12 protein-coding genes are annotated in these 16,869 nt (G+C 45.4%); all 12 read left to right on the forward strand.

Going from position 1 to position 16,869, the window contains the following annotated elements; all coding sequences use genetic code 11:
* Nucleotides 1–169: 169 nt before the first annotated feature.
* The 12 genes from M1P97_RS03470 (at nucleotide 170) to M1P97_RS03525 (ending at nucleotide 16,862) form a co-directional block, all read left to right on the forward strand.
* On the forward strand, nucleotides 170–3,586 hold the full coding sequence (locus M1P97_RS03470) for a glycoside hydrolase family 2 protein (RefSeq protein WP_249388371.1): 3,417 nt from the start codon (nucleotides 170–172) through the stop codon (nucleotides 3,584–3,586).
* A 661-nt stretch (nucleotides 3,587–4,247) separates the two neighbouring features.
* A complete protein-coding gene (locus M1P97_RS03475) occupies nucleotides 4,248–5,162 on the forward strand; it encodes a tyrosine-type recombinase/integrase (RefSeq protein WP_249388372.1) in 915 nt (304 codons plus the stop codon).
* A 472-nt stretch (nucleotides 5,163–5,634) separates the two neighbouring features.
* Nucleotides 5,635–7,047 (forward strand): DUF3575 domain-containing protein, encoded by a 1,413-nt coding sequence (locus M1P97_RS03480; RefSeq protein ID WP_229058447.1) that lies wholly within the window; start codon nucleotides 5,635–5,637, stop codon nucleotides 7,045–7,047.
* Nucleotides 7,048–7,060: 13 nt separating this feature from the next.
* Entirely contained in the window at nucleotides 7,061–7,975 is a 915-nt protein-coding gene (locus M1P97_RS03485; RefSeq protein ID WP_249388373.1) for a DUF5119 domain-containing protein, read from the forward strand.
* 36 nt (nucleotides 7,976–8,011) lie between these two features.
* Nucleotides 8,012–8,935, forward strand: a complete 924-nt coding sequence (locus M1P97_RS03490) for a fimbrillin family protein (protein WP_249388374.1) — start codon at nucleotides 8,012–8,014, stop codon at nucleotides 8,933–8,935.
* A 35-nt stretch (nucleotides 8,936–8,970) separates the two neighbouring features.
* The gene (locus M1P97_RS03495) at nucleotides 8,971–9,894 is read left to right on the forward strand and encodes a fimbrillin family protein (protein ID WP_249388375.1); all 924 of its coding nucleotides are present in this window, start codon (nucleotides 8,971–8,973) and stop codon (nucleotides 9,892–9,894) included.
* 32 nt (nucleotides 9,895–9,926) lie between these two features.
* Complete coding sequence (locus tag M1P97_RS03500) at nucleotides 9,927–10,907, forward strand: fimbrillin family protein (RefSeq protein ID WP_249388376.1); 981 nt, start codon at nucleotides 9,927–9,929, stop codon at nucleotides 10,905–10,907.
* A 29-nt stretch (nucleotides 10,908–10,936) separates the two neighbouring features.
* Complete coding sequence (locus M1P97_RS03505) at nucleotides 10,937–11,911, forward strand: fimbrillin family protein (protein WP_249388377.1); 975 nt, start codon at nucleotides 10,937–10,939, stop codon at nucleotides 11,909–11,911.
* Nucleotides 11,912–11,966: 55 nt separating this feature from the next.
* On the forward strand, nucleotides 11,967–13,391 hold the full coding sequence (locus M1P97_RS03510; RefSeq protein ID WP_195372279.1) for a fimbrillin family protein: 1,425 nt from the start codon (nucleotides 11,967–11,969) through the stop codon (nucleotides 13,389–13,391).
* A 7-nt stretch (nucleotides 13,392–13,398) separates the two neighbouring features.
* Nucleotides 13,399–14,556 (forward strand): fimbrillin family protein, encoded by a 1,158-nt coding sequence (locus M1P97_RS03515; protein ID WP_249388378.1) that lies wholly within the window; start codon nucleotides 13,399–13,401, stop codon nucleotides 14,554–14,556.
* 12 nt (nucleotides 14,557–14,568) lie between these two features.
* A complete protein-coding gene (locus M1P97_RS03520; protein WP_249388379.1) occupies nucleotides 14,569–15,708 on the forward strand; it encodes a fimbrillin family protein in 1,140 nt (379 codons plus the stop codon).
* A 71-nt stretch (nucleotides 15,709–15,779) separates the two neighbouring features.
* Entirely contained in the window at nucleotides 15,780–16,862 is a 1,083-nt protein-coding gene (locus M1P97_RS03525; RefSeq protein WP_249388380.1) for a fimbrillin family protein, read from the forward strand.
* Nucleotides 16,863–16,869: the final 7 nt, after the last annotated feature.

Below are 16,869 nucleotides of genomic sequence, written 5' to 3' on the forward strand. Positions count from 1 at the left end.
AATAACTTTAACAGGCAGATATGAAGTTGTATCTGACAGAGGAAGTTCCGTTTTGTCTACTTTTCTTTTCTATTTGTTCCCTACGTTTTTTCAATCAGTTATCTTCTTATAAGAAAGGATTCACCGGAAGTTCGTAATATTGCAGTAGAATAAATTAAATGGAAACAGAATGAATAACCTTGAACGATCCAGGCATAGAAAGCCTGTTCTGAGTACTCTGATCTTGTTGCTTTGTATTGTAACGATGAGTGCCCAAACGACTAAGCTACACCAGGTAGCAACAAATAATTGTGGTGTGGACGGTAAACAGCCGTTTTTGGTAAAAGGCGATAACTATACGATGCCTGACGGGATAGACGGAAGCGTAGCGGCAAAGACCTGCAATTTCGGTGGAACCGTTGTCTATGCTTTCGACCGGATGGATATACAGGCGGATTATCAACTGGAAGTCGTTTATCTGGCTGACAGCGAACGCCGTCAACGGATCGTTGCCGATGGAAATGAGGTACAGGCTCCTGTTACCCTTGAAGCCGGAAAGGAACAACGTTATAAGATCGACCTGCCGAAGAAAGCATTTGCCTACGGTCAGCTGGTACTGATATTCGATGTATTGAAAGGGCCGAATGCTATTGTGTCGGAGTTGAACCTCTATTCTTCAAACCCGAAGAAACCGATCCCGTTCGAAGGTGAACAGAAAAAAGCTTTGGTAAATACCCAAACGTATGAAATAGACATGAATGTGAATGCGGAAGAGCATCTGCCTGTATATACTGCGATACCTTATAGTGTCCCGGGCGTGTATAATCCGGTACTTTCACTGAACGGTTCCTGGCTGTTCAACCCGGCCCCGAAGGCAGACTTTTATACCCGTAAGGCGGATGAAGACTGGAAGTCGATCGTGGTTCCCGGACAATGGTCGATGCAGGGTTTTGAAGTGGATTCTGCCGGCTTTGGCGGTTATCAGACAACGTTTACGTTGCCTGCAGACTGGAGTGGCAAACAGGTGAAACTGCGTTTCGACGGTGTATCCAGCGAATGCGTGGTCTGGTTAAATGGAAAAGAGATAGGAGCTCATATGGGAGGTATGACTGCGTTTGAACTGGATGCGACCGCCGCTTTGCAACAGGGCGAAAACAGATTAGCACTGAAAGTCCGTAGCGAATCGCTGGCCGATATGCTGGGTAGCCTGACGCAGTATGCCGCTCACCAGATCGGAGGGATAACCCGCAAGGTCACTCTTTTTGCCGTACCCGATATACATATTTCCGATCTGCGTATCGTGACCGACCTCGACGATCAGTATAAAGACGCAGAGTTAAAAGTTTACCTGGCCGTTACAAATGCCGGAAAGAAAACCGGTAAGGATGTGGCTGCACGCTTGTCTATCACCGGACTGCCCGTCGTACTGGATCAGGTAATTCCGCAACTGGCCCCGGGCGAAACCTGGACGGGTTGGCTGACAGGGAAGGTTAGTGACCCGCGGAAATGGGATAACGAACATCCTAATTTGTATACGATGAAAGTGGAACTGGGTTCTGCCGATGCTACAACGGAACAGATTGAGAAACGTTTTGGCTTCCGCGAAGTGGAAGTAAAAGGCAACCTGTTGCTCGTCAACGGAAAGGCTGTTAAACTGAGAGGTGTCTGCCACCACGAAGCCCATCCGCTGACCGGACGTGTACTGACCCCTGAGCTGGAACAGAAAGACGTGGAACTCTATCGCGCTGCAAACTGCAACTTTATCCGCACCTCGCATTATCCTCCCTGTGAAGAACTGTTGGAGTATTGCGACGAACTGGGAATGTTTGTCGAGGTGGAAGCTCCCGTTTGCTGGATAGGCCATCACGCCAATGAAACCTGGAAAGGACTCGATTATCAGGATAGTAAATATTATCCGTATGTATTGCAGTCGAATATGGAAACGATCCAGTTTTATCGCAATCATCCGTCTATTCTTTTCTGGTCGATGGCAAACGAATCTTACTGGAACAAGGAATTCGCACAGGTGGAAGTCTATGTAAAAAAGGCCGATCCCACTCGTCCGCATACTTTTCACGATCAGGCATACGGTGGTTTCAACAACCAGGGAAGCACGGCACCGATAGCGAATATCCATTATCCGGGCCCCAACGGTTATAAAGTCGCTGCCAAAAGCGAACGTCCGATGGTGTATGGCGAATATTGTCACTTGAATGTATATAACCGAAGTGAATTGGTGACAGACCCCGGTATACGTAGCGACTGGGCATTGGCATTGTCGCCGACATGGGATAATATGTATAAGACCCCTGGTGTATTGGGAGGTTCTATCTGGTCGGGCATCGATGATATATTCCAGTTACCGAACGGGGATGCCGTAGGATACGGCCCTTGGGGACCGATCGACGGCTGGCGTCGCCCGAAACCTGAATATTATGATATGAAGAAGATATACAGCCCGATCCGCGTGCATACGGAAAAACTATCTCCGGCCCGTGAACTGATTGTCGATTTGGAAAACCGGTATACTTATACCGATTTCAACGAGTTGAAGATCAACTGGAAGTATGGTGAGGAACAAGGTGTATCCTTTGCTTCGATCGCTCCCGGACAGTTGGGACGGATACAAATTCCGATAGAAACCCCGGATAAGGCAAACGAACTTTATCTGTCGTTTACAGACCCGCGTGGTTTCATAGCCGACGAATATATTATTCCGGTAGGTAAGCAGGTGCAAAACGAGTTACCCGAATTATTGCCGGTAGCCACTCAGTTGAAGAAAAGAGCCGATAAATATTATATTACCGGTAAGAACTTTACCTGTGAGGTGAGCCGTACAACCGGACAGGTCCTTTCTTTAAAACGCGGCAAACAGGAAATACTGAACGGTGGTCCGTGGTTAATGGCTCTGCCATTGAATGGTGGCGGTTGTTATCCGAATCATAATGCCAATACTCCTTTGTTTAACGATATTTGTACGGAATGGAATGTTGTTGAAATTGATGCGAAAAAAGTAGCTGATGATGTCGTTATTTCCGTAAAAGGCAGCTATAAAGAATTTGAAGGTAGCTATACCCTGCATATAAATGCAAGTGGGGAGCTTGCCGTAACGTATTCGTTCAATGCGTTGGCAGACGTCAATCCCCGCCAATGGGGGCTGGTTTTTGAGGCTCCTATTTCTTTTAATAAGACTTTCTGGCGGCGCGATGGGTTGTGGAGTGTATATCCGGAAGACCATATCAGTCGTCCGGTGGGAGAGGCCGACTTGTTTTATTCAGGCCTGCCGTCGCATATCGATCCGAGAGTAGAACCGGCCTGGTCGTGGAGTATGGATTATAATGAGCTGGGAAGTAACGATTTCCGTTCTACCCGCCGGAATATATGGTATGCCGGCCTTGTCTCCCCGGATGGAAATAAGGTGACTACTATTTCCAACGGACAGCAACACTGGCGTTCATGGTTAGAAAAAGACCGTATCCGTTTCCTTATTGCCGATTTTGTAACCGCCGGTAACGAAATGTTTCTGGACAGTTATTATGCCCCTTTCAGGAAACCCTTGAAAACGGGAGATAGGATTGAAGGAACGATAAGACTGCATGTGGAGTGATTATTGATTAGTCACGAAGTTCTATCAAATTGTCATTTTGTCAATAATCCCCTGATTTCTTGGCTCTGTACGTGAGCGTAGAGGTTAGGGGATTGTTATATCCGTCTGAGCCGGAGTTAAGAAATAGCGGATTGAGTATGTTTGTTGTTTTATAGTAACGTTTGGCAAGAGGGAGAAAAGATCATTGTAATGATTATCGGATGTGTGATAGTTAAGACGGCTAATCGGTTTCGATATGTCAGTCGGATAATGCCGGTTCGGAAAGGACTTCCAGCGTGTTGATTAGATGATTTTGTCGTTTCGGGAGGTTGTTTTTTGTGGTTCAGACCTTTTGGGGAGGCGTGTTAAAAAAATGATTACAATGATTTGCTGATTTTATTGTGATAAGTGTCGGGAGTCATTGCAATGGTTTATTCAAACTATTGTGATGATTTAAAAAATGATTGTGATGAATTTTAGGAAAGAATGAATTTGGGTGGAAAAAAGGCCATGTATAGAGCTTAAACGCCTTGTCGGAGGTGAATTACTGTTGCCTAAAATTATAAAATTAGGACTTTATGAAAGATAAAAGCCGTTTTTTGTTGTCTTTTTTGTAATCTGAGGTGAATAACTTTTATTCCCTGCAATTGTTATATCTTTGTTTTTTTTAATTTGAAATGATATGAAAAACAAAGTGTTTTGTGATGAAATGAAGCTGCAGGAAGAGGAAAAACGTTCTGAGGGTAACGAGAGCACGGCCGATCTGTATCGGGCTGTGCGGAACCATTTCAAAAGCTTTAATGGCGGTCGGGAACTCTCTTTGAAAGCAGTAACCCCTGTTATGGTACATAATTTTCAGGACTGGCTACGTAAGAAAGGGCTGCGGGTGAATAGTGTGAACAGCTATCTTAGCAATCTTCGTGCGATGTATAACCGTGCCTGTTTGGGTTGGAAAGGGCGGCCGAGCGAGTCACCGTTTGTGGGTATCTGTTTAAAGCGGGAGGATACGCAAAAGCGGGCCGTACCGGTCGACGTGATCAAAAATATCGCTTCGCTGGATTTGAAGGATGAGCCGGAGAAACAGTTGGCTGCCGATATGGCGTTGTTTTCTTTTATGGCTTGCGGTATGCCTTTTGTGGATATCGTGCATCTGACACAGGATAACCTGATTGAAGGCGGTAAAGTACTGTCGTATCGCCGTCAGAAAACGAATGTATTGATCCAGATGGAGGTTTCTCCGGGTATGCAGTTGCTGGTCGACCGTTACAGCCGTACCGATGCACCGTATCTTTTTCCCGTTTTGCAGGAAGGCGCCACGCACGAACAGTATAAATACTGTCTTGCGACCGAAAATCGTCACTTGGATCAGATTCGTCTCGAACTGGGATTGGTGGATCCGTTAACTACTTATGTCTTCCGCCATGCGTGGGCTTCTGAGGCTTACCACCGTGGAATACCGATTGCTATCATTAGCCAAGCCCTCGGACATTCTTCTGAAAAGATGACGAGTATTTATCTTACTGCTTTTGATGCTGATAAAGTAGGAGAGGCTAATAGTTTAGTAACCAGTGGTATAGAGGATATACTCCGAGCGTGAGAGATAACCTTATTTATGTAATAAGGTAAAATGCCCTTTTTCATCTCATATACAGTCCTTTAGATCATGTATAAATAATAAAATGTGATAAAAGACTCCACAAACATAGAAAGAATGCGAATGAAAAACAAGGAGTTGTTATTCTTTTGATAAAATAAACATATTTATTTAACATAAATTTGCATAATAGCCTGTTTTTAACTAATCCGATGGATATTTTCCTGTAGTGATACATGAGACGGGGTGGGGCTGCCATCTCTTTAATATCCATTGGGAAAAAAACATTTTCATTGCTGTCTGTTTTTCCCCGAAAAGACCTTTAAAAGACTTCAATCCTCTCTTATTTGTGACTTGAAAATGACAAAATCCCCTCTTTAAAGAAGTTGTTTTTTGCCTTAATTCCTTATTACATAAATAAGGGTAAGGGAAATAAGTAACAATGATAATTAAACTGAGTGGTAGTATGCATGATATGAAACAACGAAAATCCGGAAGGATAGTAAAGACTGTACTTTGTGTGTTTATACTTTGTAGCTTGTTTATGCCGGGAGCAAATGCCCAGACAACCAGATCTTATACGAAAGCGGAGTCGTTTCTGTTTTCTTTCGTTGAAGAGAAGGATCTGTTTCTGGTCGATTACGGTGATAATGCCTATTATCTTCAACATATGAATGAATCGCTGACAGCTTCCCGTACTAAACTGCTGGGAGGAGAATATCATCTGTTGATCGTAGCTCATGTAAGTTCGTATAATAATACTGACGAAACCGTAATCAATGAAGCTTCCCTTCGTGCCAGCCGTATACGGGCTTATCTTAAGTCAAAGCTGAATATCCCTCACGAATGTATTGCTTTCTATATAGACCGTAGTGGCGATTACCTAGACCAGGTGCATGTCTATCAGGTACATGCTCCGCTGCCGTGGTTTGCCAATCAGGAAATCAGCTGCAGTGAAAGCAGTTATCCGAATGCTGTTGCTGCTGCCGTGAACCGTTATGGAGCTGTGCCTTTTGTGAATCTATATTCGCGGGGTAGCTCTGGTGGTTATGAGCGTAAAGTTTACGTAATAACCGATCCGTTGTTCGATCGTTCCGAATTGGAAGATTACCGGCTGGCTACTGTAGAAACGGGGCAGGTCATAACAACGGCACGTCGGGTACAGAGAGAAATTGCCAGGCAAGATCCGCCGGAAGAAGAATCGTTTATAGAAGAAGAAGCTGCTCCGGTAGTTGTAAAACGAAAGTCAACCCCGGAAAAGAAAACGTTGCAAAAGACAAAGAAACCGGTGTCGGGTTTGATGGAGCAAGGACTGGCTATAAAGACAAATCTGCTTCCCTGGGCAACGGTGGCGCCTTCCATGTTATTGGGAGTAGGCGATGAACAAATAGTTACCGGGGCGTTTATGCCGAACCTGGAGGTGGAATATTATTTTGGCAGACGTTGGTCGGTGGCACTGGCCGGTATGTATGCAGACTTTGCATATAAAGATAAAACGAAAGATCATTGGGCGATATCGTCTGTTACTCTCTCTCCAAAGGTCTGGCCGTTGGCGGTCGACGAATATCGCTGGTTGAATACCGGGTTGTTCTTCCAATATGGAGATTTTGACGTAAGAGGAGATCTTATCAGTAAAGCTCCGGATAATTTGTATGGTCGTACGGGGCGGTTTATCTCATTGGGGGCGTCGGTGGGTTGCCTGATCCCGCTTGGTGCCGGTTTTTGTACGGAAGCGAGCCTGTCGGCCGGTTACCGCTCTGTTTATGATGGAAAGAAATACCGTTATGATAATGCAGATGCAAAGAACTATCTTGAAACGCGCTTTTCGTCTACAGGCTTTATGCTTGGTTTCAATATCAGTTTAGTATATCGTTTTCAAACCAGATAAGGAGAAAGCTAAGATGAAAAAACAGCAATATATAAAATGTATAAAGGTCGTGGCAATCGTATGTATAGTCCTTTTGCCGGCTTGTACTTATCGCCTGACCGACGAAGACTGGGCGAAGAATGGAAAAATCCGCTTGTCGCTGAACTGGCAGGATAAAGATCATCCCTCTGTTATGACTTATTATTTTTATAAAGACGGTGCAGATCGTCCGATCATTCGTCAGGGACAATCATCGGGGTACGAAGGGACGTTGCCTTCCGGCAACTATGGGATAGTGGTTTGTGCTGCGGATGATAAGAGTGTATTGCTTGAGATGAACAAAGGATATGAAAACTCCTGCGGAATAGCCCGTCAGGTATCTGCCATGAAATCATCGGATATACAGGTCGCACAACCCGGCTATTTGTACGGAACGGGGGATGAACTTTCCAACATAGGAGGGTTCAGGGCGGTAACAAAGGAACTGTTTCCGGTAAGCCTGGTCAGAATATTAGAACTTAATATTAAAATAACAGGTGGGGGAGAGGACCGGATAGAGAGTTTGACAGGCCTATTAACCGGGATTTCTTCTGAAATCCATATCCCTACCGGAAAACTCTTGTTTGACAAGCCGGCTTCCATGGCTTTTGGAACACAGCCGGGTGCAACAGGGGTTTACAACTCTTCCCTCAACCTGTTTGGAGTATCCGGAGTAGATGAAGGCAGCTATACCGATGTCGATATCTATCTTACACTGAAAACATCTGATGATAAGGAGATTACTTCGTTTACGAATATAACGGAAGTTATTAACGATGCTTTTGAAGCGACACTGGCTGTTCGTATTGTTCTCGATCTCGAAATAGCATACGATGAGATTAACGGTATGGTCGTTACCAACGTTGGCTGGAAAGAAGGGACAGGCGAAGTAGATGCTCCCGGCAATTGATAGGTAATAAAGAATATATATATAATGTATAGGGGAATGGATTTTAGATATGGGATGTTGCGTAGCATGATGTTGCTTTACCTGTTGGGGGGGGCGGCCGGATGCTCGGATGACAATGACTCCGGACAGGTGGATGTTAACCGGCCTGAAAGTAAAAAAGAGCTGATACTTCATTCTTATGCTGAAAGCTTGTCAGGAGAAGTATCGGTTTTTCCGGATTCCGTATTTTTTGTCAAAGGAAATGAATCAGGAAAATATCAGGAGATTTGGAAAGCATATATAGGAAAGAACGGTAGTACTGCCCTTACAAAGCCGAAGTATTATCCGGCTGATAACAGTTCTGTTTTTCTCCGCGGATTTGCTCCGGAAGGGAGGTTGACCGATCGTATGACTATTGCTTATCCAATGGACGGACAGCGGGATATTATTGCAACTGACGAACAACACGGTTGTCTGACAGATATGTTCTGGCAGGATACGAAATCCTTCGGATTTGTGCATTTGCTGACACAGCTTCGTTTCAGGTTACGTCTCGACGAAAAAGGAATAGCCGGAGGCTGGAAACTGCGTGAGATAGTCATTGATGGTGTAAAGCAGGTCGTTTCTTTGTCTTTGGCTGATAAGTCTTTGTCGTTCGGTGGAGATAACGGCTTGATAATGGCAGTGAACCGTCCCGGGGATATGCTTCAGAAGCTCGACACTGCCTGGACGGAGATACCGGAAACCGTTATGGTTCAGCCGGCGGTTCACCTTAGTATGACAATCACGTTGCAAGACAGCCTGGAAAACCGGAGACACTATAGGCAATTGCCGATTGTGTTTCATGAAGAAAATAACCGTTCCGCCCCCGGTACTTCTTATCTCCTGTCTGTCACGATCCGGACAGACGGCACTACCGCCTTATCCGCCTCCGTGGTAGAGTGGATAAAGGGGAATAACGGAATTGGCATTATAGACTGAACGGAACACTAGTATTAATTATTATAACAAAAAGTATGAAAAAAGTATCTATGTATGTGGCCTTTCTGGCTATTATGCTATCTGCCTGTTCATCCAATGACGGGGTGCCGGATAGTAATGAATCAGCGGAAATTAAGGTGGGTGCCACTGTTAGCGAGGCAATTACCAAAGCACCGGTAACTACCGGTGACAAGTTTACTGCCGCTATCACTGCTTTTGAAAGTTCTGGTTATCCTACCTGGACTGCACAACCGGCCTGGCAAAACACAATTACGTTGACTGCCAGTCAGGAGAGTACCGGGAATTGGGTTCCGTTGGATAATTCGAAGGTGTATCCGAATGGGGGAAATGTGTATATGGCTGCCTGGCATCCCAATATCCCTTCTGAGAATGGTCTCGTACGGTTTAATAAAACAGGTACGGAAGATGTGATGTATGGCGGAATCGTATATGGCAGCAAGCAAACTCCTGTCTCTTCTCCTTTCACTTTCGGTCATAAACTGACGCAACTTAATTTTCGTGTGCAGGCTACTACTGAGTTTCTACGCAATAACATCGATAAAGCCATCTCGAAAATAGAAATCATCGACGGGCAGTATCCTTCTTCGATGACGATTGCAGATGGAAAAATCGTTTATGAGGACAAATCGGTAAAACCGGAGGTGCCGGGGATTGCCCAATATGTGTTGACAACCAATCTGGAAGCCGTAGGATCCCCCTTGATGATCGGTCCGATGGATGCGCTGAAAATTAAAGTGTACTATGTTGATGGAACCGATAGCAACGAGATTTTGATTAATAATGTGGCTGATGGCAAAACTCCGCTGGAGGTGAAAGAAGGGTATGCCCATTCGATCAACCTGATATTTCAGGGACGGGATGAGATTGTGATCGTGGCAACCGGTTCTGTCAGTGACTGGAAAACCGGAGAAAGCGGCAATGGCACAATAATAAATTAATTACAGTAAATAATCTATAAATACTTGTTTTTATGAAAACGAATAACTTTTTGCTAATGGGTTTACTTGCCACTTTTTCGCTGGCAAGTTGCAGTAATGACGAAACAGAAGCCGGTACACCGGCAAGTGCAGCTATCGAGGTCAGCGCCGGATTGGCCGATGCAGCAACAAAAGCAGTAATCAACTCCGGATACGACAAGAAACTGGATGTCATGTTCGGCTATCTGGAAGGCACTGGTAGTAATTTTACGAAATGGTATAACGGGACTCGTATGGCCGGTGAAGGCAATCAACTCGTTACTTTCGGCGACGAGACATTGACGTATGCTTCTTATTCAAGTACCCAAACGAAAATGATCGGTATATATCCGCGTCCGGCAGTAAGCGGAAGCGTTTCTTCTCCGATCGATTACATTATCGACGGGGATATGGATCTGATGGCTACCGAATGTCAGACAGCCGATAAAGACAATCCTTTTAAACCCTTTATCTTCAATCATAAACTGGCACAGCTACAGGTCAAATGCGTAGGGTCGGCCGAAGCGATCAAGTCGTGGGGCGATATTAAATCGATTAAGGTGAACGACCAGCCTGTTAATCTTAAGTTGAACGTGCTTCCGGCTAATACTGAAGCAACTCTGGAAATCAACGGCACTGCATCGAAGCAGTCACTCTCTTTTTTCAACTGTCCGTCGAAGATTGTAACGGCAAAAGAAGAAAATCCCGTAATCGGCTATTGTATGATCTATCCGGAAGAAAATCTGGGTACGGTCTCTTCACCGATCACGTTGGATGTATTGACCGCTTATGATGGAACCAATCCGGATAGTCCCCGTCAGTTGAATGCGGCTAAAAAGATTACGATCAATAACATCCGTGAAGGCGTGAAAGAAGGATATGCCCATCTGATCACTTTGATCTTTTCGGCGCAGGGTGAGATTGTGATTGAAGCCGATATTGCACCCTGGAATCCGGGAAGCAGTACGAGTACGGTTGTTAAACCTGGTAATTGATATTGAAACTTTCAAATAAATAGTAGGAGATGAAGAATATATATCCGGCCTTTTTATTGTTGGCTGTCCTGTCTGTGTCGCAGGGGTGTTCAGATGGTCCCGGTCATGAGGTGCCGTCGAAAGCCTTACATCTGGAAGGGACGATCGGTACTTCCACCCGTGCGGTGATCAACTCCGGCTATGAAAAGGATCTGGATGTTTGTTTTGCCCGTAGCGACCAGGGGAGTTTGTGGCAGGAACTGCCCGCTGTGCGAAAGGGTGGAATAGGACGAACTCCTATTGTTTTTGCCGAGCCGCAGTTTTATCCCGACGATAACCGGGAAGTACGGTTAAACGGATATTATCCCGGTTCCGGATGGACAGGTGACGTGCCGGAACGGCCTGTCTATACCATAACTGACGGCTCGACGGATTTGATGGCAACCGGTTTGCTTAGCGGATCGTATTCAAAACCAATTACGACTTGCACGTTCCGCCATTTACTGACACAGTTGAAATTTGTCTGTTTCAGCGATCAGCCGGATATGTGGGGCGCGATTACGAAGATAGAAGTGGAAGATATTCACCGGCAACAGACTTTTACTTTGTCCGATAATATACCTGTTCTGTCTCCTGTGGAAAGTTCGGAAACATTTTCGTTATCCTCTATTTGTACGAGCGAAGGCAAGGCATTGGAGTTATATACCGGCTCTCCCGGTTCTATCCCGGAATCATTGACTGTACAAGACAGTATTCTGATACCTGCGCAAGCCGGAGGAACCGAACAATATCCGCTGACATTGCATATTACGACCCGGAAGGGAGGGATCGGAATAGAGAAACCGGGTGGCTACCGGCATACGGCCACCCTGGTATTCAAAAATGCGGCTACCGGCGAAAGTGGCGTGCAAGCCGGATTTTCGCACCGGGTGGAGATGTCTTTTACCAATAGCGAAATAGAAATAGTGACTGTTTCAGTCGATCCCTGGACCTCGGTTGAAATGGATGATCCTATTCCACTTTAAAAACAGCCTATTAATTAACAGGATTTCATTAGAGATCCACCTAATAAAAACAAAGATGAAAAATGAATTGACTTGGGTGGCCATGACCACCTTTTTGATGGCGGCAGCAAGTTGCTCGCAAAGTGAAATCGACAACCCTGTAGATCAGCCCGTCAGCAAGCCTGTGACACTGGGTGTCAATGTCGGAGTAAACAAAACGAAAGCAGCCGTAACCGGCACTGCGATTACGTTTGATGACAAAAACTATGCAAAAACGGCTTACGGTATTGGTATTGTTGTCACTAATGCGGAGATTTCCTCTTATTATGCAGCAACAACGGCCAATTTTGCGATCGGTTACGATTACACAAATCCGGGCTATGATATTTGCTTTATGGGAGATGCTACCGGTGCGAATTGGAAGGCTATAGATGTGGCTACAATTCCAACTAGTATTACTGCAGAAAAAGCAAAACCTTTTTATCTGGACAAGAACCCCGGAAAGATTTTTGCCTATTATCCTTATGATAAAGCAGCAACTGCCAGCCGTAAGAAGGCTACTATTGCTGACGGAGCGGTTACTTATCCGGTTACAGTTTCTGCCACAACTACAACTGCGATAGAAGGATCGGTTGCTAATGCCGCCAAATCGTTTACTACATCCTGGGTGGATAATAAGACCAAGAATCCGGTGAATATATCGACTGACGAAATCGATTATTTGTATTTCAGACCGGATGATGGTTATGGACGTTTGGTAAATAATGGTTCCAATCCTGGTGCCGATGGTGTTGTTACGGCTCCTGCCAATCCGAATAACACGGATGAAACGAATCCGGGCAATAGCATCGCATTGTCGATGAAGCATGCGCTTTCTATGGTGACATTCCGTTTGTACGATAAGGATCTGGTAGCGAAAGCTCCCACAGGAACAACTCCGAATGCTTCGACATTAGGTTCGGTTGCCTCTTTCAAAATCTCGAATGTAACACCAGGTAGCGGTGTATTCAAAGTAGGCGATGCAACAATGAAAATAAGTAATGACGATGCGACAGCAACGGATGTTATCGATACGGAGACTGCTACAGGAGAGGATCTTACCCGTACATTGAAAGATTATTATCTGATCAGAGCGCGTGCAACCGGTACTAAAGATCCGTTCGGAACTGCGGAAAAGGCGTCAAAAGTTACTTATCTATATGGTGCAGGTGAAGACGGTCGTACTGTAGCCAACTATATCAGTACATTGGTTTATCCGATCGCTGATCTGGCAGAAAATTCGGTAAAAGTGGAATTCCAGATTGCTGAGCCGGGTTCAAGTAATACATTCCCGTTGGAAGCTATTTTACCTGTACCTACGGATGCTGACGGCAATACCGGTTGGTTACCCAATAAAAACTACATCTATACTTTCAGTGTGTCTAAAAAAGGCCTGAGCGTTGTCGATGTGAAGGTGGCTGATTGGGAATCGGTTGAAGTAGATGATGTAATCGATTTATAATAGCTGAATGGATACGGTTAAGCAATTTTTAAAAAGGGGGATGGTCTTTTCTCTGTTTTCGGCAGTCTGTTGTTCATGCAGCATGCCGGAGGTGGAGGAGGGGCCGGACTCCTCCGGTAATCATCCCGGAGCAGAAGAAGTAAAGATGGAGGTTAATCTCGGATTTGTCGGGACAGAGGTTACCAGCCGTGCTATCTATGATGGTGTGGGAACTTCGGGAGCAAACAATATCGGTAAAGTTTATGTGTCGCTGGCTTCTTTTGCAGATGGGCAATATGCTACTTATGCAAATAGCAGTGTGTCGGCAACCTATACGGCAGCCGATAAAGAAGGAAGTACGTCGGGCGAATTAATCTGGAAGGCCGACAAGGATATTTACCTGAATAACAACAAAGCGGTCGTTTTCGGTTATGCGCCTTTGGAAGGATCGGATGCGTTATCGGGAGCTCCTTCGATAACAGATTCGGATGTGACGGTGGCAGGTCTGGTGATAAAAGCCAGTCAGACTTTCGATGCGACCGATGTGAAACGTAACACCTGTGACCAAACAGATTATTTGTTTTCGACGAATTCGAGTATTCGGGCTACTCCGGTGCAGGATACAGTTAGTAAAGCCGACAGGCAGACTACCTTATATATGCATCATGCATTGGCAAAAGTGTCGTTTAAAGTGAGGAAAGGAAAAGGACAACCGGCGATAGATGACAATGACTTTGTCAAAAAAATAAAGTTGTTTTCTACGGCAAATGATTTTCCGCAAGGTTCGGGAATGACGATGAGTCTGGTAAACGGAACGTTGACCGGCGGAACGCCTACCGATACCTTGTTTTTCTTAGCTGAAACAGGGAAAGGCAAGCAGTTGGCTGTGTATGATGAAACGGACGGTTTCAAAAACGTCGCTCAACAGGTATACGGACTGGTTGCTCCTCTGACAAAGGATGAGAAGGTTATGGCAATGGAACTCACTATCGGGCCCAACGATGCTACAACCGACAAAGACCGTATTTATAAAACCGGCAATGCTCAGACAAAACTGAAAGTGAACTGGGAGCGGGGTAAGGAATACATATATACTGTAACGATTTCCGATCAGGTGTTGGATGTAAACCTTGTACAAATAGTTGATTTTGAATCCGGCGGAGAAGAAGAGTTCCCGGTCGATTAAGTAATATAATGAATGAAAGGGAAAATGAAGGGAGTAAATAAAAAAATAAAGAAAACAGGCCTGGCTGTTGTCCTATTGGCTGCGCTGTGTGGATGCAACTCTGTTGAGATAGATACGGGAGGAACAACCGATCCGGTGGGTGGGGCTACCGGTATCCCGCTAAGTGTCAGTATGAATTTCAGTGGTGCGACCATCGCGACAAAGTCTGTTTACGACAAAGTCGGCAGTGAAGCCGGCCAACTGGGGGCTGTCGGGGTATTGGTAGCGGCTAAAAACAGCTCCGGCGAATTTGTGGCTTATACAACAAAGGATGCGGATTCGTATAAGCAATATAATATAAATATAGCTGATACGGATACCACCTGGAAGGCGACAAATCAGATTTATCTGAATAACAATGACGGGACTGTATATGCCTGGGCTCCGGTAACAGGTGAAGGGGCATTATCGGCCACTCCGGTTATAGCCACCGATAAATTGACTGCGACGGGAGTGAACGTGGTTGCCGCTCAGACTTTCGATGTGGTGAGCCAGTCGGCTTGCAGCCAGACAGACTATTTATATGCCACAAAATCAGCAACGGATGCAGCTCAACAAACCGTTAATAAAACGGACTTCAAAGCTAATTTATTTATGCATCATGCCCTGGCCAAAGTGAGTTTTAAAATCATGAAAGGGGAGAATGACCCGGCTCCGGATGAGAACGATTATGTAAAGAAGATCGAGCTTACCAGTAAAACCAACCGTTTTCTGACAGCTTCAGCCGGAACAATGAAACTGACGGACGGAACTTTGGATGGAACATCGGCTGTTGCTACGCTGACAATGTCGGCAGTTGCCGGAAAAGCGGCTCAGGCGGTTGAGTATGCAGAAACGTATGATGACATAACTGCCCAGGCTTACGGTTTGGTGGCTCCCCTGGCATCGGCCGATAAAGATTTGAGCGTGAAGGTGACACTCGGTTCGAATGATGCGAAAACGGACAAAGACAGGTCGTATCAGACAAAAACCGGCAATGAGGTGACTTTCCAATGGGAGAAAGGGAAAGAATATACATATACAATTAATATTTCGGATGTTGCGCTGGAAATCGTTTCTGTAAAAATTGTGGATTTCGGCACCGGAGGAACAACAAACTTACCGGTTCAGTAAGTTACATTCCGTTTAGGGCAGGCGGGGAGCGATACCCTTCCTGTTCACAAATAAAAAAAGAAGAAAATAATATGAAATATCCGGTAAACATATCTGTCGGGATTGTAGCATTATACGTCTTGTCCGGGTGCTCGGTGATGGAGACTGATGTTCTCGAACCGAATAAGGAGGAACGAGTGCCGTTGGCTGTGAATAACGTCGGGGTGTCGACCAAAAGTATTTATACCGGTATCGGTACCGGAGCGGGTGAGTTGCAGCGTATTGGTGTGGTGGTGACAAATTCTTCCGGTGATTATTATGATGATACGAATCAAACCCAGTTGTTTTATTATAACGGATCGACATGGGGTATGAAGAAAGACACGCTTTTCCTGGCTGACAGGAGCGGAACTGTGTATACAGCTTCCGTTCCTTCCGATAGTGAATCGTTTAATGTCTCGCTGACGGCAGGAGTACCGTCCCTGAGTGGTACAATTTCGGCCAACCAGACCTGTACGCCACCTGCTGACGATAAAACACCGCTTTCGGATGTCAGCCAGTATGACTACTTGTATGGAGTAGAGCCGGGCAAACCGGCTAGTCGTCCGTCTGTCTCACATAAGCAGAATACGGTTTCGTTGGAGATGCGCCATTTCCTGGCTAAGGTGAGTTTCAGGTTTATGAAAGCAAATGGCCAGCCGGTACCGGATGCAAATGATTTTGTGAAAAAGGTTATTCTGAAATCGACGGATGCCCCTTTGTTTCCGGCAGGTGGTACTTATAGCTTCAATTTGGGGAACGGAGTGGTGAGCGGTATTTCTTCCTTATCAGGCGAGTTGACGTTTGCCACAAAAACATTTCCCTCGGATCTGCGGCAGGTGGATGCTTATACTGCCGACTATGCCGGTTTGGCTGCTAAAATGTTCGGACTGGTCGCTCCCGTGTCGAATGTGAAAGGAACGATCAGTGTCTTGTTGGGGGCTAAGGATAATACAACCAACGATCGTATTTACCTGGCGGAGGTTTCTACTTTCACCTGGGAATCGGGTAACCATTATATCTATACGCTTCAGGTGACCGATGCAGGTTTGCTGGTCAGTAAGCCACAGGTAGTGGGATGGACGGAAACGACATATACTAAACCTGTCCAGCCCGACGGTGTAACTCCAAACTAACCGTAAA

This window comes from Parabacteroides leei, assembly GCF_023369805.1.
Taxonomy (GTDB): Bacteria; Bacteroidota; Bacteroidia; order Bacteroidales; family Tannerellaceae; genus Parabacteroides; species Parabacteroides leei.

What these genes read in the sequence shown, in the direction of transcription:
- M1P97_RS03470 (WP_249388371.1), top strand. Translation starts at nt 170, where the DNA reads ATGAATAACCTTGAACGATCCAGGCATAGAAAGCCTGTTCTGAGTACT.
- M1P97_RS03475 (WP_249388372.1), top strand. Translation starts at nt 4,248, where the DNA reads ATGAAAAACAAAGTGTTTTGTGATGAAATGAAGCTGCAGGAAGAGGAA.
- M1P97_RS03480 (WP_229058447.1), top strand. Translation starts at nt 5,635, where the DNA reads ATGAAACAACGAAAATCCGGAAGGATAGTAAAGACTGTACTTTGTGTG.
- M1P97_RS03485 (WP_249388373.1), top strand. Translation starts at nt 7,061, where the DNA reads ATGAAAAAACAGCAATATATAAAATGTATAAAGGTCGTGGCAATCGTA.
- M1P97_RS03490 (WP_249388374.1), top strand. Translation starts at nt 8,012, where the DNA reads ATGGATTTTAGATATGGGATGTTGCGTAGCATGATGTTGCTTTACCTG.
- M1P97_RS03495 (WP_249388375.1), top strand. Translation starts at nt 8,971, where the DNA reads ATGAAAAAAGTATCTATGTATGTGGCCTTTCTGGCTATTATGCTATCT.
- M1P97_RS03500 (WP_249388376.1), top strand. Translation starts at nt 9,927, where the DNA reads ATGAAAACGAATAACTTTTTGCTAATGGGTTTACTTGCCACTTTTTCG.
- M1P97_RS03505 (WP_249388377.1), top strand. Translation starts at nt 10,937, where the DNA reads ATGAAGAATATATATCCGGCCTTTTTATTGTTGGCTGTCCTGTCTGTG.
- M1P97_RS03510 (WP_195372279.1), top strand. Translation starts at nt 11,967, where the DNA reads ATGAAAAATGAATTGACTTGGGTGGCCATGACCACCTTTTTGATGGCG.
- M1P97_RS03515 (WP_249388378.1), top strand. Translation starts at nt 13,399, where the DNA reads ATGGATACGGTTAAGCAATTTTTAAAAAGGGGGATGGTCTTTTCTCTG.
- M1P97_RS03520 (WP_249388379.1), top strand. Translation starts at nt 14,569, where the DNA reads ATGAAAGGGAAAATGAAGGGAGTAAATAAAAAAATAAAGAAAACAGGC.
- M1P97_RS03525 (WP_249388380.1), top strand. Translation starts at nt 15,780, where the DNA reads ATGAAATATCCGGTAAACATATCTGTCGGGATTGTAGCATTATACGTC.